This is a genomic window from Leifsonia sp. Root227 (genome assembly GCF_001428745.1).
In the GTDB taxonomy this organism is placed as follows: Bacteria; Actinomycetota; Actinomycetes; order Actinomycetales; family Microbacteriaceae; genus Leifsonia.
In genome coordinates this window covers 422,409-439,948 of sequence record NZ_LMIO01000004.1, presented here as the reverse complement: position 1 = coordinate 439,948, position 17,540 = coordinate 422,409, and the positions used below count along the sequence as shown (strand labels likewise).

The window sequence follows — 17,540 nt, the reverse complement described above, 5'->3', positions numbered from 1 at the left end:
GGTGCCGGCACTATCCGGCGGGTGCGGGGAGCGGTGGGGTGCTCGCGCGGATCACCGGATACGCGGGCACCGTGCGGGTCGGCCCGTCCGTCTCGATGGCGCGGGCGATGGCCTCGGACGCGACCGTGTCGAGGGCGACGTGCACCGTGGTCAGCGGAGGGACCACATCCCGCAGCGTGGTGATGTCGTCGAAACCGGCGACCGCGATGTCGTCCGGGATGCGCAGCCCGCGCGCCCGGAGGCCGGCGATCGCACCGAGCGCCATGTCGTCGGTGATCGCGAAGACCAGCTGCAACCGGCGCAGCTCCGCGTCGTCGAGGCCGAGGACGAGGTCGCGCGCGCCCTCCCAGCTGAACTCCGGAAGGTGGACCGTCGTCTCCGCGCCGTCCGCCGACTCTGTGAAACCCGCCACGAACCCGTCGACGCGCTGCCGCATCGAGAGCAGCGGCGTGCCGCTGCCGAGCACCAGCGCACGCCGGTAGCCCAGGCCGGAGAGCTGGACCGCGAGCTGGCGGGCGCCATCGTGGTTGTCGAAGGTGACCGTCTCGAACGGCAGGTCGGTGCGGCTGATGAGCACCACCCGGCCTCCTGTCTCCTCGTAGCGCTGCAGCTCGGCGACGAGCTGATCGACAGACGGCGGATCGACGTACCCTGTGCCGGCGAGGATGATCGCCCTCGGCTGCTGCCCTCGCAGCTCGCGCACCAGGTCGAGCTCACGGTCCACCTTGCGCTCGGTGACCGCGATCGACACCCGCAGACCGGCGGCCTCCGCCTGCCGCATGATGGCGGCGGCCATCGCGGAGAAGTACGGGTCGGAGATCCCGCTGATCACGAGAGCGACCGTGCGGGACGTGCCGCGCGCCATGTTCTGTGCGGCCAGGTTGGGGGCGTATCCGAGCTCGCGCGCCGCATCCAGCACCCGCTTGCGGTAGCTCTCCGCGACCTTGCGGTCACTGCCGTTGAGCACCCGGGATGCGGTGGGCTGCGACACCCCCGCGTGCCGCGCGACGTCGTCGAGGGTGGCCGGCCTGCGCGGCCCTGCGTCGCTCTGCGTCTCGCTCACCGCCCCAGCCTACCGGGACTCCCGGCTCGCGGGAATGCGCATCCCGAGCCGTGTTCGCCGCTAGGCGACGAGCATCCAGGCGAGGCACGCTCCGCAGCCGACGAGCGACACGAGCGAGTGGATGCGCCAGCCCCGCCTGGCGAGGACGGCGCGGGCGATGAGCCACGCGAGCAGGATGGCGGTGGTGGTGATGGTGAGGGAGGCCGCGGTGGTAGCGGTGGTCGACGCGGTGACGGTCGACGCCGCCGCGGTGGCGACGGCGGTGGCGCCCAGTCCGTGTCCGGCCATCCCGGTTGTCCCCGCCATCCCGGCCATCCCGCCCGCTCCTGCCGCGCCGGACGCCCCAGCCCCCACCGCCTGCGCGATCATCACCAGCACCATCGCCCACAGATCGACGACGTGCTCGCGCGCCCACGCCCGCGTGCGCGCCAGTGGCGCATACCCGAACGACAGCGCCGCGAACACGAGCGCCGCCCCCAGCATCGGCGCCGTTCCGTGCCCCGCAAGCGCCGCGGCACCCATCACCGCCACCATCACGGCGAGCATCGCCCCTTCGCGCACGAACGCCCACGCCGACGCCGACGCCGACGCCTCGTGCGAAACCTGCGGTGCCCCATCGCGCGACCGCACGGTTCGCACGAGTCGTGCGGTCGCGGGCACCGTCACGCGCGCCAGACGGTCTTCACGTTCGTGAACTCGCGGATGCCGAGCGCCGAGAGTTCGCGACCGTATCCGGAGTCCTTCACGCCCCCGAAGGGGAGCTGCGGGAACGACGCCGTGAGGCCGTTGACGAAAACGCCGCCCGCCTCGATGCCGTTCTGGAACAGGTCCGCTTCCGCGTCGTCGTTCGTCCACACGCTGGAGCTCAGGCCGAACTCGCTGTCGTTGGAGCGCTCGATCGCCTCCTCGGCGCTGGACACCTTGTAGAGGCAGGCGACAGGACCGAAGCACTCTTCGCGGTAGATCCGCATCTCCGGCGTCACGCCGGTCAGCACCGTTGCGGGGTAGAACCAGCCAGGGCCGTCAGGCACCTCGCCGCCCGCGAGCACGTTCGCGCCCTTCGCACGTGCGTCCTCGACCAGCGCGTGCGCGTCGCGGCGGCCCTGCTCCGTGGCGAGCGGGCCGAACGACGTCGCAGGGTCGAACGGGTCGCCTGCGACCTGGGCGCGCATCCCGGCCACGAAGGCGTCCTCGAAGGCGTCGAAGACGTCCTCGTGCACGTAGTAGCGCTTGGCGGCGATGCAGCTCTGACCGGAGTTCTGCACGCGCGCGTTCACGCCCGCCGTCGCTGCGGCCGCCACGTCCGCGGACGGCATGACCACGAACACGTCCGTCCCACCCAGCTCGAGCACCGACTTCTTGATGTTGCGTCCAGCAGCCTCCGCCACCGCGGAACCGGCGCCGACCGATCCGGTGAGAGTGACCGCCCGGATGCGCGGGTCGTCCAGCAGCGGAGCCACGGCGCCGCCCTCGACGAGCAGCGTCTGGAACGCGCCGTCAGGGAAGCCGCCGCGTGCGAACAGCGTGCCGAGGTACAGCGCGCTCTGCGGCACGCTCGACGCGTGCTTCAGGATGCCGGTGTTCCCCGCCATCAGCGCGGGGGCCGCGAAGCGGATGACCTGCCAGAACGGGTAGTTCCACGGCATCACGGCGAGCACCGCGCCGATCGGCTGGTAGCGCACGCTCACCGCCGATGCGCCGACGTCGCCCGGCTGAACGGGGTGCTCGTCCGCCAGGTACTCCTCGGCGTGGTCGGCGTACCAGCGCATCCCTCGGGCGGACTTCGACACCTCGTACTTCGCCGTGCCGATGGTCTTGCCCATCTCGGTGGAGACCAGGGAGGCTACCTCGTCGAGTTCGGCGTCGAGGATGTCGGCGGCCGCGCGCATCCACGTGGCGCGCTGGGCGAACGTGGTGGCTGCGAGCTCGCGGTATGTGTCGTGGGCGGAGGCGACGATGCGCTCGATCTCGGCGGCCGTATGCGGCTCGAAGGTCTTGAGCGTCTCACCCGTGGACGGGTTGATGGTGGCGATGGCCATGCTGACTCCTTTGTTCTGTGGCTGTGGCTCTTGCTCTGGCTGTGGCTCGTGGAATCGAGTCCGGAGTCATACCCCGGTGACCCCGGCGTGTCGCATGAACGACTCCGGGCTCGATCGCTGGTGGACGTGGCGGGCGATGGCGACGCCTCCCGCGACGGGCGCGTCGCCGAGGAGCACGACGGTGAGCTGTGGATGCGCGGCCGCGACCCGCGCGGACAGCGCGGCGAACAGCCGGGGCTGGTGCACGATCACGCTGCCGCTCGTGACGACGGCGCCGCCGACCGCTCCGCGGCGGACGAGCTGCCCGACGAGCCTGGCGAGATGGTCGGCCGCCGCGCCGATCACGTCGACAGCGAGCGCGGACCCCGCGTCGGCGGCGGCGAACACGGCCACGGCCCTCGGCCCCCAGTTCTCCGGGGTCGGGGTGTCGTTGACCGCCCTGGCCAGCGCCGGCGCGGAGGCGACGCCGAACGCACGCAGCAGCGCGGCCAGCAGGCCGTCGTCCTGTGCGCCGTCGTCGTGCGCCGCGAGGGCTGCGATGGTGGCCTCGCGCACGATCGCGGGCGCCCCTCCGTCGTCGCCGAGCACCCAGCCCCAGCCCCCGGCGAACAGCGGATTCCTGTCGGCGTCCTGGCCGACAGCGATCGACCCCGTCCCCGCGATCACGCCGATCCCCGCATCCAGGCCGGCGGCAGGCACGAGGAGCGCGGCGTCGTTCACGACCAGCGCCGGGTAGCCGAGCGCGGCGAGCGCTTCTTCCAGCTCGCGGCAGTGCTCTGCGGTGTCGCAGCCCTGCGCGCCGACGCCGACGGCGACCACCCGATGGTCGGCGGCGCCTCCCAGCACGCGTTCCATCCGGTCGACGAGCCACCGGGCTGCGCTCTCCGCGGGCGTCGCACTCCAGTCCTCCGCCGGCAGGGACACGTCGGCGATGCGCGTGCCATCCAGCGTCTCGACGCGCACCCCGAGCTTGGTGCCGCCCGCATCCAGTCCGACGACGACGTCCGTCATGCGGCACCGCCGGCGTCCACCGGCACCTTGGTGTCGGCGTTGTGGAAGACGAACTCCTCGATCTCGACACCGCGCACGGCAGCCACGGCCCCGACCAGGATCTGCATCACCAGCGCTTCGAGCACCGCCCGCTGCGACGCACGCAGCTTCGGCAGCTGCACCACGTGCAGCGTCTCCGTGGATGCGACAGGCTCACCCGAGATCAGGATGACGTGGTGCCCGGCCTCGGAGAGGGTCGTGGCCAGGTCCAGCTCGCGGCTGTCGCCGAAAATGACATGAACGCCGTCGCCCGCAGACTCCATCGAGCCGTGCAGGTACTGCCGCGTGCTCATGCCGGTCGCGGGGATGCGCGCGACCTCGCGGAACAGCAGCGCCCCGGCCTCCGCGGAGCCGACCGCCGGTCCTGCGCCGACGAAGTCGCTCGACCGGACCGTGCGGAACAGCTCGGCCAGGGCGCTCACGCGCCCGGTGAGGTCGGCCTCCACCGCGGCGAACGTCTCGTGCAGCGTGAACCAGCCCTGGTCGATGCGGCCGCCGTCCCAGGCATCGGCGAGCATCCCGAGGGCGGCGACGGTGGCCGTGTATCCGAGCGTGGACGCGTAGCTGTCGGCGAGGCTGCCGAGCGAGATGGTGGATGCGAGCTGGGCGATCGGCGACGGCTCGGTGTTGACGACGGCGAGGCGGAGCTGCGGCGGCGTCGACTCGAGCACGGCGAGCGTCTCTGCGCTGCGGCCGCTCTGCGAGATGCCGACGATGGGATGCGCGCTCTCCGGGAACGGGATCGGTAAGTCGCCGGCGCCGAGCCGCCACGAGTGGATGCCGCGCGAGCGCAGCTCCCAGACGGGAGCGCACGCAGCGGCGAGACTTGCGCCGATGCCGACGAACACCGGCCCGGGACCCTCCAGCTCTCCCGCCGCCTGGCGCTCGGTGAGCTGCGCCGCGATCAGCGGGATCGCCCTGCCGAGCTCCTCCGCCTGGGTCGCGCGCGCCTCCGCGAAAGTGATGTAGCCGTTCATGCTGGTCCCCTCAGTGCTGTTGTCGTCTCCGCTGTTGTCGTCTCCGCTGTTGTCGTCTCCGCTGTTGTCGTCTCCGCTGTTGTCGTCTCCGCTGTTGTCGTCTCCGCTGTCGGCTCCCCGGAGGCGGTGCGCGCCGCAGGGTCCCAGTCGACCGGGAGCGGTTCGACGGCGGCGGCCGTGCTGGCGATGCGCACCGGCCCTCCCATCTCGATGGACTCCTCGATCGCGAGCATCACGTCGAGCGCGTGGTACGCGAGCTCTCCGCTCGCCCGCGGCGTGCGGCCGTCCCGGATGGCGCGTGCCATCTCCAGCACGCCGACGCCGCGTTCGCGGTGCGCGCCCGGCGGAGGCAGCTCCACCCAGTCGGTCTCTCGGTCGTCGCCGGCGAGCAGCCTGGTCGGGCCGTCGAAGCCGCTGACCGGAACCTCGAGCACACCGCCGGAGCCCGTGATCTCGAAGGTCTGCCGCCGAAGTGCGGAGTCGAAACTGTAAATGGACGTGCCGACGGCGCCGGAACGGAACCGGGTGAGCACGCTCACGTGCGTGCTGACCTCCACCGGGAACGACTGACCTGCGTCCGGGCCGGAGCCGATCACGCGCTCGGCGCGCGGACGCTGGCCGATCGCCTCGACCGACTCGACCGGCCCGAGGAGCTGGACCATCGTGCTCACGTAGTACGGACCGATGTCGAACAGCGGGCCCGCGCCGCGCGCGAAGAGGAATTGCGGCCGAGGGTGCCAGGAGTCCGGGCCAGGGCCCTGCATCAGAGTGAGCAGCGTCTGCGGGGTGCCGATGGCGCCGTCCGCGAGCAGGCGGTGGGCGTTCTGGATGCCCTCGCCCAGGATGGTGTCCGGCGCGTTCGCGACCACGACACCGGCGGCCTCCGCCGCATCCAGCAGCGCGCGGGCGCTTGCGAGGTCGAGCGTAAGCGGCTTCTCGCCCCAGACGTGCTTGCCTGCCGCGACGGCCTTCAGGCCGACCTCGGCGTGCGCAGCGGGGATGGTCAGGTTGACGACGATCTCGACCTCGGGGAGCGCGAGCAGCGCATCCACTGTCCCGGCGAACGGGATGCCGTACGTCGCGGCCTGCGCCTCCGCCCGGGGAACGTCGAGGTCGGCGATGCCGACGACCAGCACATCCGGGTATGTGGTGAGCGAGCGCAGGTACTCGTCGGAGATATTGCCGGCGCCGATGATTCCGACGCCGGTGGGCCGGCCGGTCACGCGTTCACCAGCCCGAGGAAGTAGCGCGCGTTCTCCTCGATCAGCGGGAAGACGTCGCCTTCGTGCACGACGACCTCGACCACCGGCAGCTCGAGGCTGCTCGCACGGGGGATCACGTCGGCGATGTCGAACGGGTTGGCGTCGTCGTGCTTCACGTGCAGGAAGCGCACGCGGTCGCCGAGGCGCGGGAGGAGCTCTGTCACATCCGCGCCTCCGACCGCGGCCCAGTACGTGTCGAGCTCCAGCACGACGGCCGGGTCGAGCAGGCCGACCAGCAGCTCGTAGGCGGGAACGCCGTCGATGTGCTGCGCGAACTCGAAATCATGGTTGTGGTAGCCGACCCGGATACCGTGCGCTGCCGCTGCGGCCGACGCCTCGTTGATCGCCGCGGCGAGCGCTTCGACGCCATCGCGCGTGGCGATGGACTCCGGGCGCACCCACGGCACGATGACCGTCTCAACGCCCAGGCGCACGGCGGCGGCGAGTACCGCGTCCCTGTCCAGCTCGGTGATCTTGGCGTGCGCGGTGGTGGCACGCAGCCCGGAGGCGTCGAGCGCGGCGGCGAGCCCCTCCGTGTCGCTCAGGATGTCGAACGGTTCGGCATGCGTGAAGCCGAGGGCGGCGAGGCGCGCGAGCGTGGCGGGGAGCGCATCCTGGCCGATGTCGTCGCGGACGCTGTAGAGCTGGACGCCGAGCGGGGTGGTCATCAGTGCTGTCCTTCGTGATCGCTGTTGTCGTGGTGCTCGTGGTGCTCGTGCTGCTCGTGCGTGCCCTCGTGCCCTGCCGCCGCGTGCTCCGGCTCGTGCTGCTCGTGGTGGGCGTGCCCTGCGCCGGGGGTGCAGTGATCGCTCACCGTGGCCGGGATGTCGAGCGTTGGATTCCTGCCGAAGAAGCCGTGCGGCTTCAGCACGAAGCCCGCGGAGTCGACCGGCATGATCGGCCAGTCCTCGATGCGAGGGAAATGGGTGAGGCCGAAGGTGTGCCAGAGCACGATGTCGGTGTCGCCCACGCTCCGGTCGGCGGCCGTCCAGGCCGGAAGACCTGCCCAGCCGGGGTGCATGTTCACGAAGTCGCCCGCCGGGTACAGCTCGTTCGGCTCGTACGGCGTGACCCAGAGGTGCTTGGCCGCGTACGTCGCGCGGGCGTAGATGTCCGATTGCTCGTCCGCGAGCAGCACCGGCTTGCCTTCCGGGAAGAGCACGTAGCCGACGCTTCCGCCGAGCCGGTTCTTCACGCCGGGGTTCGACACCAGCCAGACCCGGTTCTTGGCGTTGTCGGCGAGCCGCTGCGCCTCCGACTCCGTGTGCAGGCGGGTGACCGTCTGCGTGATGCCCGTGCCTGTCGGGTTGCTCTCCCCGCGCGGCACGAGCACCGCCTCCAGCTCGTCCACCGCGTTGTCCTGGCCGTCCACCATCATGTCGAGGCGTGCGCTGAACAGGTGCTGGTGGTACGGGGCGCCGAGGCCGGGCGCGAGCTCCGAGGCGTAGAGGTAGCCATCGCCCGGGTATGCGGAGGTGAACACGACCCCGGTCGCCTTTACCTCCAGCTCGATGCTGCCGTCGAGCGAGAAGTACCAGTAGAAGCCGTAGTCGTAGTTGCCGACCGTGACGAAGAAGGAGACCACCAGTCGGCGGTTGCGGCGGGAGTCGCTCGACCCGTTCCAGTTGTCGAAGTGCTTCCAGAGGATCCCGGTGTCCTCCTCGTGGATGCAGATGGCCTGCGGGATGACGCGGACGTTCCCCGCGTTGTCGGCGAGCGTCGCATCCAGGTAGGTGATGTCGCCGACGCAGTCGCAGCCCAGCTCGAGCGAATTGGCGAAACCGCCGAGCAGATACTCTCCGCAGTCGAAGAAGTTCTGGAACCAGCGCTGCGGGCTCGGGTCGCCGTACGGCACCATCATCTCGGCGATGGATGCGCGGTACACGACCGGCCGCTGCACCCCTGCGTCGTCGATCGAGATGTTGTGGAAGACCAGGCCCTCGCGCTGATCGAACGACACCTGCAGGTTCCAGCCCGCCCAGGAGAGCACGCCGTCGTCGTCGATCGTGAAGCTCGGGCCTTCCGGCTGAGTGATCTCGATCGGCTTGAGGCCCTGCCGGTCGGGCCGCCCGACCCACTCGGGGAGGTGGAAGTTGCCGTCCTCCTGCGGGACGGGCAGCTCGACGTAGTCGATCACGTCGAGCACCTCGCGGGTGACGACGTCGACCATCACGGTCACGCCGTCCACCGGGTGCGCCCAGCCGAGATCGTCCGGCGTCTTCTGCACGAAGGTGAAGCAGCGCTGGATGCGGCGGCCCTGTTCGTCCGGCGCGAGCGCCCCGGCGGAGAGCGGGTTGACCCGCAGCGTGCTGAGGTCGGTGAGGCCGCGCTTGGCCATCGCGGCGAGCCAGCGCTCGTCCTGGTGCACGATCTCCTCGACCAGGCCGAACTCGGCGAGCACGACCGGCACCTGCCCGTCTGCGAGGTCGAGCTCGACGGCGGAGACGATGCGGTCCTCTGCCGGGCAGACGACCACGTCGTGCGACGCGCCGGAGGAGAGGTCGACGAGCATCGCGCGGAAACGACGCGCCTCCGGCACGGCGCCGGGGGCGAGCAGGGAGCGCTTGTCCTGTTCGAGCAGCCCGAAGTACGAGACGTGCGTGTTCTCGCCGAGCAGGCGTTCGCGCACCAGGATGGCGCGGGACGCCTCGATCTCCTCTGCGCGCAGCGAGCCGAGGGCGGCGGCCACGGGGGATGCGGCGCCGGCGGATGCCGGCACGGTACGGGGGACGGCGGTGTCGGTCACAGGAGCTCCGTTCGGTTGTGGCGGGCGAAGTACGTCCGCAGGCGGTAGCGGTCGCCCGCGTACTGGATGGTGGAGGCGAGGACCGGTCGCTCGGTGCGGCCGCTCACAAGCTGGTGCATGACGAGCGTCGGCGAGCCAGGCGCGACATCCAGCTGCTCGGCGATCTCGGCGGACGCCTCGCGGGCCTCGATCGTGGTCTCCGCGTTCGCGAGCTGATGGCCGGCCTCCGCGAGCGCCTGGTACAGCGAGTGGATGCGGAAGTCGTGGCGCGCGGGATCGGGCAGCAGCGAAGCGGGCACGAGCGACAGGTCGACCGCGATCGCCACCTCGTTGAGCATCCGGACCCTGCCGAGCCGGAACAGCGGTGTGCCGGGAGCGATGGCCAGCTGCTCCGCTTCGTCGATGGTCGCGGCGGTGACCTCGGAGCGCAGCACGCGGCTGGAGGCGACGAGCCCCATCCTGTCCGCCGTCTCGCTGAACGACTCCAGGCTGTTCGGCCACTCGTTGCGGTCCTCCGCCGCCCCTGCCACGTACCAGCCGCGACCGTGCGACGGCGTGAGAACGCCGTCCTCCACCAGGGCCTGCAGCGCCTTGCGCAGGGTGACCCTGCTGATGCCGAGGTTCTGGCAGAGTTCGCGCTCCGGTGGGAGCCGCGATCCGGGGCGCAGCCCCTCCGAGGCGAGCTGCTCGCGCAGCGCGTCCGTGGCCTGCACCCAGAGCGGCTCCGGGTAGTCGACGCGGATGCCCGCATCCCCGAGGCTCAACTGCTGGTTGGCGGTCATCGTTCGAAGCTCACCTTCTCCCACACCCCGGAGGCCATCGACGCGTAGCAGGCGTCGAGGATGCAGTTGACGATGAAGCCGTCGCCGAACGTCTCGATCGGCACCTCACCGGCGGCGAAGCGGTCGACGAAGTGGCGCATCTCCTGGCTGAAGCCGTACGCGCGCGCCTCCTCGGGCACCGGGTACACCCAGCCGGTCTCCGCATCCGCCTTCTCGACGAGGTAGCCTGCCGGGTTCTCGATGAAGCCCCAGACTGGAGTCTGCGAGGTGTCGGTGACGATGCGGCCTGCGCTACCGACGAGTTCGTGGCGGAGCTGCATCCCGCCCTTCTCGATCCAGGAGGACTCGATCTGGGCGAGCTGGCCTCCCGCGAACTTGAGCAGGGCGATGGCGGTGTCCTCGCCGGTGGTCTTGTCGGCGTGGGCCATGGTGGCACCCCACGCGAACACCTCGGTGACGGGATTGTCCTTGCCGAAGAAGTGACGGGCGGATTCGACGGTGTGGCAGCCCATGTCGAGGAGTGCGCCGCCTCCTGCGGTCTCCGCGTCCCAGAAGTGCGGGGCGTGCGGGCCGGAGTGCGCTTCGCGGGCGCGCATCGTGAGCACGTCGCCGATCGCTCCTGCGGCCACCATCTGGTGCGCCTTGGCGATGTTCGGCGAGAACACCGAGCTCTCCGCGTAGCCGTGCCAGACCCCCGCCTCCGTGACGATCCGCAGGATCTCGGCCGCCTCGGCGCCGGTGCGGGCGAGCGGCTTGGTGCAGACGATGCCCTTGCCCGCCGCGGCTGCGATCCGCACCGCCTCGACGTGCACCTCGTTGGGGAGGGCGATCACCACGAGGTCGACGTCCTGGTTGGCGCAGAGCGCCTCGATCGAGTCGTACTGGTCCGGGATGGGACCCCACTTCTCCGCGAACGCCACGGCGCGGGAGAGGTCGCGCGAATAGTTGGCGACGATCTCCGCGTTGCGCACGTCCTGTAGCGCGTCGGCATAGGTGTCACTGATGAACCCGGAACCGAGCAGACCGACACGAATCACATTTCCTCCTTCAGAAGCGTGTTCCACATAGTAACCAGGTGGTACGCGATTGGTCTACATATTCAGAGTTAATCTTCCAGAAACAAATACCTCTTGCTACCTCTTGGTCTAGCAATGTACTCTCTCGTCAACACACGGTCTGCATCGGGGCATTCGTCACTGCCGGCCACATGAACCACCCACAGCACACCCATCGGGCAATTCAGAGGAGAAGTGAAGTGCAACCACGCAAACCGTTACGGATGCGCGTCGCAGCGGCGATCGCGACCGTGGCCGCCGCCACGCTCATCATCACGGGCTGTTCCGGCTCCGGCGCCAGCGGCTCGTCGAGCTCGCGGTACATCAACGTCTATTCCGGAAGCCCCGGCAACCTCACCGACAACTTCAACCCCTTCGTGAGCGACGTGGCTTACGGGGCGAACGGTGCGGTCCTCGGCGCGGTCTACGAGCCGCTGTTCTACTTCAACTCGGCCAAGAACGAGAAGCCGCAGCCCTGGCTCGGCTCCGAATACTCGGTCAGCCCGGACGGCCTCACGTACTCGATCACGCTCAAGAGCGGCGTGAAGTGGCAGGACGGCAAGCCGTTCACCGCCGCCGATGTCGCATACACGTACAACCTGCTGAAGTCGAAGCCGTCGCTCAACCTCTACGGTCTCAAGATCGCGGATGCGAAGGCCGTCGACGACACGCACGCCACCATCACCCTCACCCAGGCCGACTACCCCAACGAGTACCGCCTGCTCGGCCTGACCTTCATCGTGCCCGAGCACATCTGGAAGTCGATCGCCGACCCGGAGAAGACCACCAACACCAAGCCGATCGGCACCGGAGCGTTCTCGTTCGGCGCGTTCACGCCGCAGTCGGTCACGCTCGTCGCCAACAAGGACTACTACGAGAAGGGCGAGCCGGCCATCCCCGGCATCCGTCTCGTCACCTCCACCGGAAACGCGGCGGCGCTCAACTCCCTCAACGCCGGTCAGATCGACTGGGCGGGCATCGCCCTGCAGGATGTGCAGAAGTCGTTCGTCGACAAGGACCCGAAGCACAACAAGTACACGTCCATCCCCGCCGACATCAAGGCGCTGATGCCCAACCTGACCAAGGCGCCGTTCAACGACGTGGCCTTCCGTCAGGCGCTCAGCCTCTCGATCGACCGCGACTCGATCATCAAGCAGGCCTTCGGCGGCACCGACACCCCCGGCAACCCGACCAGCCTGCTGCAGCCGCGAGACGAGGCGTACATCCCGGATGCGTACAAGGGCAAGACCCTGGACCAGAACATCGACCAGGCGAAGAAGATCCTGACCGGCGCCGGATACACGTACTCCGGTGACAAGCTCATCGGCAAGGACGGCAAGCCGGTGGCGTTCAAGATCACGACCGTGACCGGGTACACGGACACGATCACCGCCAACCAGCTCCTGGTGCAGGACTTCGCCAAGATCGGTGTCACGGCGACGCCGGAGGAGCTGTCGCTCGGCGCGTACTCGACCGCTCGCCAGAACGGGACGTTCGACCTGCTCGACGACCGCATCCCGACCGGGCCCAACCCGTTCCAGCAGTTCAGCGACAGCCTGGACTCCGCCAAGTCCGCTCCGGTCGGCCAGGCGGCGAACGCGAACTTCGTCCGCTTCGACAACCCGGACGTCGACAAGCTGATCGCCGAGGCGGGAAGCACCAACGACCCGGCCAAGCTCACCGCGGCGTACCAGGCCCTCGGCACATACTTCGCCGAGAACCAGCCGTACATCATCCTGAGCCAGAACGGCGCGGTCACCACCTACCGCGACCAGTACTTCACCGGGATGCCCACCACCGACAACCTGTGGGCGACGCCCTCCAACTGGCTGTCCGGAAACATCGGCTTCATCGCCAAGAAGCTGAAACCAGTCAAGTAACTCGCGTGCGGGAGGCGGCCGGTCCAGGTCGCCTCCCGCCCCGGACACCGGCGGAAAGCACCCCCATGCGCTATTACCTCAACAAGCTCGGCTTCTATCTGATCGCGGCCTGGATCGCGATCACGCTCAACTTCCTGCTGCCGCGACTCGTCAAAGGCAGCCCTGTCGACGTGATCCTCGCCAAGACGCAGGGCGTCGCCCCCATGCCGCCAGAGGCGCGGCACGCGCTCGAACTGCAGTTCGGCGTCACGCACGACCCGCTGATCGTGCAGTACGTGCACTACCTCGGCAACCTCTTCACCGGCAACTTCGGCCTCTCCGTCAGCTACTACCCGACCCCCGCGATCGACGTCGTGATGCAGGCGCTGCCCTGGACCGTCGGCCTGGTCGGACTCGCCACCGTGATCAGCTACCTGATCGGCATCGTCTTCGGCTCCTGGCTCGGCTGGCGCCGCGGCACCTGGACGGACGCGATCCTCCCCGCTTCGACCTTCTTCTCCGCCATCCCGTACTTCTGGCTCGCGCTCGTGCTCGTCTACGTGTTCGGCTCAATCCTGCACTGGTTCCCGGTGAGCGGAGGGTACGACTTCACCATCACCCCCGGCTTCACGCCCGAGTTCATCGGCTCCGTGCTCCTCTACGGGATGCTCCCCGCCATCACGATCGTGCTCGCCTCGGTCTCCGGACAGCTTCTCGGCACCCGCAACATGATGGTGTCGACGATGGCGGAGGACTACGTGGTCACCGCACGCGCCAAGGGTCTCCGCCCGCGCCGGGTGTTCGGCTCGTACGCGATGCGCAACGCCCTGCTGCCGTCTGTCGCCGGGTTCGCGATGTCACTCGGCTTCATCGTCAACGGCTCCGTCGTCACGGAGAGCGTCTTCGGCTACCCCGGCGTCGGCTTCACCCTGCTGACTGCCGTCCAGAACAACGACTACCCCCTGATGCAGGCCCTGTTCCTCGTCATCACCCTCGCCGTCCTCGGGGCGAACCTCGTCGTGGACCTGGTCTACGGCTTCATCGACCCGCGCACGCGGCTGGCCAACTGACGAGCGACGGACTAGGAGAGCACCATGAGCTTCACGCAACAAGAACTCGCCGACCCCGAGCTGTCCGGCTCGGAGCCGGACCTCGCCGACGACGGAGCGCCCCGCACCGGCTTCTTCCGCGCCGCCGGCCGCAGCACGGGCAGGAGCCGCACATCCCGTGGCTGGAAGTTCTGGGTGGGCATCAGCGTCTGCGCGTTCTTCGCGCTGCTCGCGATCGTCGCCCCGTTCCTCGTGCCCAACCCGAACCAGTCGAGCCCCGTCGGCCTGCAGCCGCCATCGCTCGACCACCTGTTCGGCACCACCAACATCGGCCAGGATGTGCTCGGCCAGGTGATCGCCGGCACCACCGGCTCGGTGGTCATCGGCGTCGTGGCCGGGGCGATCACGGTCGTCCTCTCGATGATCTTCGGCGTCGGCGGCGCATTCCTCGGCGGGTTCTGGGACAACGCGTCCTCACTCGTCAGCAACGTCTTCCTGGTGATCCCCGGCCTTCCGCTGCTGATCATCGTCACGGACTACGTCGAGTCGCGCGACATCATCGTGATCTCGGTCGTCATCGCCCTCGTCTCCTGGGCGGGAGCGGCGCGCGTCCTCCGGGCGCAGACGCTCTCCGTGCGCTCGCGCGACTACGTGGACGCTGCCCGCGTCGCCAGCGAGTCGAACTGGCGCATCATGCTGCGCGAGATCCTGCCGAACCTCATGCCGATCATCGCGGCGCAGTTCGTGTTCGGCGCCCTCGGCGCGATCCTGGCCGAGGCGGGACTGTCGTTCCTCGGACTCGGAGCGCCAGGCGGCAAGTCGTGGGGAAGCATCCTGTTCTTCGCGCAGAACGCTCAGGCGATCACGCTCGGCGCCTGGTGGTGGTTCGTTCCGCCCGGCCTCTGCATCGCGATCCTGGGTGCGGCGCTCGGCCTCATCAACTTCAGCATCGACGAGCGGATCAACCCGCGCCTGCGCACGGCCGCCATCGTCAAGCACGCACGCAAGGCGAAAGGCGCCAACTGATGACCGACACCGCAGCATCGTCAGCGAGCCCGCTGCTGAGCATCCGCGACCTCACGGTCGACTACCAGACCGCATCCCCCGTCCGGGCCGTGAACGCGGTGTCCCTGGACATCCACCCCGGCGAGATCGTCGGACTGGCCGGTGAGTCCGGCTGCGGCAAGTCGACGCTGGCGTACACGATCACCCGGCTGCTCCAGGCGCCGGCCGAGATCACCGGCGGCTCCATCGAGTGGCAGCGAGAAGACGGAGGAAGCACCGACATCCTCACGCTCGACGGTCCAGCGCTGCGCGCGTTCCGCTGGCAGGAGATCTCGATGGTCTTCCAGGGCGCGATGAACGCCCTCAACCCCGTGCACCGCATCGGCTCGCAGATCGAGGACGTCTTCATCGACCACAAGAGCGGCCTCAGCAAGAAGCAGCGCCGCGAACGCGCGGCCGAGCTGCTGCAGACCGTCGGCATCCCTGCCGACCGGCTGCGCAGCTACCCGCACGAGCTCTCCGGCGGGATGCGCCAGCGCGTCATGATCGCGATGGCTCTCGCCCTCCGCCCCCGCCTGATCATCATGGACGAGCCCACCACCGCCCTCGACGTGGTGGTGCAGCGCAACATCCTCGAGGAGATCAACCGCCTCCGCCACGAGTTCGGCTTCGCTGTGCTCTTCATCACCCACGACCTCGGCCTGCTGCTGGAGATCAGCGACAGGGTCGGGGTGATGCTCTCCGGCCGCCTGGTCGAGCAGGACACCCCTGACGTGCTGCTGGAGAACCCGTCGCACGAGTACACCAGGCACCTGCTGCGCTCGTTCCCCAGCCTCCGCGGCGACGTGCCGCTCACCGGCACCCGCTACATCGACAGGGAAGAAGAGGTCACAGCATGACCACCCTCGAAGCGCTGCACCTGCGCAAGAACTACGACATCCGCGGCACCGGCCTGCGCAACAAGGTCCTCAAGGCGGTCGACGACGTCTCGATCGTGGTGCGGCCTGGCGAGTCCGTCGCGCTGGTCGGCGAGAGCGGCAGCGGCAAGTCCACCATCGCGAAGATGCTGATCAGGCTCGTGGAGCCGACCGCAGGAGACATCACGCTCGACGGCGAGGCCATCGGGAAGGGGCGCAGGGCGACCAAGCAGTACCGCTCGCGCGTGCAGATGGTGTTCCAGGACCCGTTCTCGTCGCTGAACCCGTCGCTTCCGATCCGGCACCAGCTCGCCAGGCCCCTGCGCATCCACGGGATCGTGAAGAACCGGGCGGAGGAGGAGCGCGAGCTGCGGCGCCTGCTCGACTCGGTGAACCTCGGCCCTGCCGACGCGATGCTCGCCAAGTACCCGCACGAACTCTCCGGCGGCCAGCGGCAGCGCATCGCCATCGCGCGGGCGCTCGCCCCTCGGCCGGAGGTGCTGATCGCCGACGAGCCGGTGTCGATGCTGGACGTGTCGATCCGCCTGGAGATCCTGCAGCTCCTCGACGACCTCAAGAAGGAGCGCAACCTCGCCGTGCTGTACATCACGCACGACCTCGCGACGGCGCGACACTTCTCGTCGCAGATCGTGGTGATGCGCAACGGCCGCGTTGTGGAGCGCGGCGGATCGAGCGAGGTCATCCTGAACCCGGTGCATCCGTACACCCAGCTGCTCGTGCGTGCCGCGCCCGACCCGAAGTCGGAGCCGTTCGTGGTCGACCCTGAGCGCTACCTGGATGCGCCGCATGTGCTCGTGACGGAGAGCGACCCAGGGCCGAGCGCCGACGGGGCGCACTGGGCGCGCTCGTGGGAGGGCGATGCCGCGGTGACGGCGCTGCTGGGGACGCTGACGCCGGCGTGACGCCGCGTGCCCCCGCTCAGCGGGAGCGTGCGAAGAACGTCCGGAGGCGGTATCGGTCGCCCGCGTAGGTGATCGTCGACACGAACAGGGGACGCTCCGAGCGGTCGACCGCGACCTGACGCATCACCAGCACCGGCTTGCCCTCCACGAGATCCAGGTGCTCCGCGACGGTCGCATCCGCCTCGCGCGCCTCGATCGTCGCGTCCGCCCGCAGCGGTTCGATGCCCGCCTCCGCCAGCTTCTCGTAGAGGGAGTCCTCTGCGAAGTCGGCCTCGGTGAGGGACGGCGCCATCTGCGCGGGGATGCGCGTGACGTCGAGCGCGATCGGCACATTGTCGAGCAGGCGCACGCGCTCCAGGTGGAACAGCGGCGTTCCCGGCGCGATGGACAGCTCCTCCGCCTGGTCGAGCGTGGCAGGCCGCGTCTCCGCGCGCAGCACGAGAGAACCGGCGGACAGCCCCATCCTGGCGGCCGTCTCCGTGAACGATTCGAGACTGTTCGGGAACTCGGTCCCCGACGTGCCGGCAGCACGCGCGGTCTCCGCCACGTACCAGCCGCGGCCGTGGGATGCGCTGAGCACGCCGTCCTCGACCAGCTTGGTGAGCGCCTTCCGCAGTGTGACGCGCGAGATGCTGAGCTGCTGGCAGAGCTCGCGCTCCGGCGGCAGGCGCATCCCCGGCTTGAGGATGCCCGCGGCGATCTCCCTGTTGATCAGGTTGACGGCCTGGATCCAGAGCGGCTCAGGGTAGTCGGGACGGATGACGGCGACTGCTGCCGCCGTGTCCTCGGCTTCATCGATCACAGGCGACACCC

Annotated in this window: 16 protein-coding genes; 5 read left to right on the top strand and 11 right to left on the bottom strand. The window is 69.4% G+C overall.

Annotated features, from left to right (window positions below; translation table 11 throughout):
• Window positions 1-10 precede the first annotated feature (10 nt).
• From ASE16_RS16860 to ASE16_RS16815, 10 genes are all read right to left on the bottom strand, one after another.
• Window positions 11-1,063: a LacI family DNA-binding transcriptional regulator gene (locus ASE16_RS16860; RefSeq protein WP_055897773.1), complete on the bottom strand. Its 1,053-nt coding sequence runs from the start codon at window positions 1,061-1,063 to the stop codon at window positions 11-13.
• A gap of 60 nt (window positions 1,064-1,123) precedes the next feature.
• The gene (locus ASE16_RS16855; protein ID WP_055897768.1) at window positions 1,124-1,729 is read right to left on the bottom strand and encodes a hypothetical protein; all 606 of its coding nucleotides are present in this window, start codon (window positions 1,727-1,729) and stop codon (window positions 1,124-1,126) included.
• The gene (aldh, locus tag ASE16_RS16850) at window positions 1,726-3,102 is read right to left on the bottom strand and encodes an aldehyde dehydrogenase AldH (RefSeq protein ID WP_055897765.1); all 1,377 of its coding nucleotides are present in this window, start codon (window positions 3,100-3,102) and stop codon (window positions 1,726-1,728) included. Before aldh ends, ASE16_RS16855 begins: the two co-directional genes overlap by 4 nt.
• Window positions 3,103-3,168: 66 nt before the next feature.
• Complete coding sequence (locus ASE16_RS16845; protein WP_055897761.1) at window positions 3,169-4,113, bottom strand: BadF/BadG/BcrA/BcrD ATPase family protein; 945 nt, start codon at window positions 4,111-4,113, stop codon at window positions 3,169-3,171.
• Entirely contained in the window at window positions 4,110-5,129 is a 1,020-nt protein-coding gene (locus ASE16_RS16840; RefSeq protein ID WP_055897758.1) for an SIS domain-containing protein, read from the bottom strand. The genes ASE16_RS16845 and ASE16_RS16840 overlap by 4 nt, the downstream gene beginning before the upstream one ends.
• A complete protein-coding gene (locus tag ASE16_RS16835) occupies window positions 5,126-6,352 on the bottom strand; it encodes a Gfo/Idh/MocA family protein (RefSeq protein WP_082581538.1) in 1,227 nt (408 codons plus the stop codon). Before ASE16_RS16835 ends, ASE16_RS16840 begins: the two co-directional genes overlap by 4 nt.
• Window positions 6,349-7,059 (bottom strand): sugar phosphate isomerase/epimerase family protein, encoded by a 711-nt coding sequence (locus ASE16_RS16830; RefSeq protein WP_055897756.1) that lies wholly within the window; start codon window positions 7,057-7,059, stop codon window positions 6,349-6,351. The genes ASE16_RS16835 and ASE16_RS16830 overlap by 4 nt, the downstream gene beginning before the upstream one ends.
• Window positions 7,059-9,137, bottom strand: coding sequence for a primary-amine oxidase (locus ASE16_RS16825; RefSeq protein ID WP_082581537.1), 2,079 nt, complete (start codon window positions 9,135-9,137; stop codon window positions 7,059-7,061). Before ASE16_RS16825 ends, ASE16_RS16830 begins: the two co-directional genes overlap by 1 nt.
• Complete coding sequence (locus tag ASE16_RS16820) at window positions 9,134-9,919, bottom strand: GntR family transcriptional regulator (protein WP_055897754.1); 786 nt, start codon at window positions 9,917-9,919, stop codon at window positions 9,134-9,136. Before ASE16_RS16820 ends, ASE16_RS16825 begins: the two co-directional genes overlap by 4 nt.
• Complete coding sequence (locus ASE16_RS16815; RefSeq protein ID WP_055897750.1) at window positions 9,916-10,956, bottom strand: Gfo/Idh/MocA family protein; 1,041 nt, start codon at window positions 10,954-10,956, stop codon at window positions 9,916-9,918. The genes ASE16_RS16820 and ASE16_RS16815 overlap by 4 nt, the downstream gene beginning before the upstream one ends.
• Before the next feature lie 218 nt (window positions 10,957-11,174).
• Between ASE16_RS16815 and ASE16_RS16810 the strand changes: the two genes are divergently transcribed.
• The 5 genes from ASE16_RS16810 to ASE16_RS16790 all read left to right on the top strand — a co-directional run bounded on the left by ASE16_RS16810 (window position 11,175) and on the right by ASE16_RS16790 (window position 16,727).
• Window positions 11,175-12,854 carry an ABC transporter substrate-binding protein gene (locus ASE16_RS16810; RefSeq protein ID WP_235500551.1) on the top strand — a complete coding sequence of 560 codons (1,680 nt, stop codon included), beginning with the start codon at window positions 11,175-11,177 and terminating at the stop codon, window positions 12,852-12,854.
• 65 nt (window positions 12,855-12,919) lie between these two features.
• Complete coding sequence (locus ASE16_RS16805) at window positions 12,920-13,903, top strand: ABC transporter permease (protein ID WP_055897742.1); 984 nt, start codon at window positions 12,920-12,922, stop codon at window positions 13,901-13,903.
• A 24-nt stretch (window positions 13,904-13,927) separates the two neighbouring features.
• Complete coding sequence (locus tag ASE16_RS16800) at window positions 13,928-14,908, top strand: ABC transporter permease (protein ID WP_055897738.1); 981 nt, start codon at window positions 13,928-13,930, stop codon at window positions 14,906-14,908.
• On the top strand, window positions 14,908-15,786 hold the full coding sequence (locus ASE16_RS16795; RefSeq protein ID WP_055897734.1) for an ABC transporter ATP-binding protein: 879 nt from the start codon (window positions 14,908-14,910) through the stop codon (window positions 15,784-15,786). The genes ASE16_RS16800 and ASE16_RS16795 overlap by 1 nt, the downstream gene beginning before the upstream one ends.
• Window positions 15,783-16,727, top strand: a complete 945-nt coding sequence (locus ASE16_RS16790; protein WP_055897731.1) for an ABC transporter ATP-binding protein — start codon at window positions 15,783-15,785, stop codon at window positions 16,725-16,727. The genes ASE16_RS16795 and ASE16_RS16790 overlap by 4 nt, the downstream gene beginning before the upstream one ends.
• A gap of 16 nt (window positions 16,728-16,743) precedes the next feature.
• On the opposite strand, the gene ASE16_RS16785 is transcribed toward ASE16_RS16790, so the two are convergent.
• Window positions 16,744-17,529 carry a GntR family transcriptional regulator gene (locus tag ASE16_RS16785; RefSeq protein WP_055897728.1) on the bottom strand — a complete coding sequence of 262 codons (786 nt, stop codon included), beginning with the start codon at window positions 17,527-17,529 and terminating at the stop codon, window positions 16,744-16,746.
• Window positions 17,530-17,540 lie beyond the last annotated feature (11 nt).

Coding starts and splice junctions, on each gene's coding strand:
- ASE16_RS16820 (WP_055897754.1), bottom strand. CDS start 9,919: ATGACCGCCAACCAGCAGTTGAGCCTCGGGGATGCGGGCATCCGCGTC.
- ASE16_RS16800 (WP_055897738.1), top strand. CDS start 13,928: ATGAGCTTCACGCAACAAGAACTCGCCGACCCCGAGCTGTCCGGCTCG.
- ASE16_RS16830 (WP_055897756.1), bottom strand. CDS start 7,059: ATGACCACCCCGCTCGGCGTCCAGCTCTACAGCGTCCGCGACGACATC.
- aldh (WP_055897765.1), bottom strand. CDS start 3,102: ATGGCCATCGCCACCATCAACCCGTCCACGGGTGAGACGCTCAAGACC.
- ASE16_RS16845 (WP_055897761.1), bottom strand. CDS start 4,113: ATGACGGACGTCGTCGTCGGACTGGATGCGGGCGGCACCAAGCTCGGG.
- ASE16_RS16790 (WP_055897731.1), top strand. CDS start 15,783: ATGACCACCCTCGAAGCGCTGCACCTGCGCAAGAACTACGACATCCGC.
- ASE16_RS16840 (WP_055897758.1), bottom strand. CDS start 5,129: ATGAACGGCTACATCACTTTCGCGGAGGCGCGCGCGACCCAGGCGGAG.
- ASE16_RS16795 (WP_055897734.1), top strand. CDS start 14,908: ATGACCGACACCGCAGCATCGTCAGCGAGCCCGCTGCTGAGCATCCGC.
- ASE16_RS16805 (WP_055897742.1), top strand. CDS start 12,920: ATGCGCTATTACCTCAACAAGCTCGGCTTCTATCTGATCGCGGCCTGG.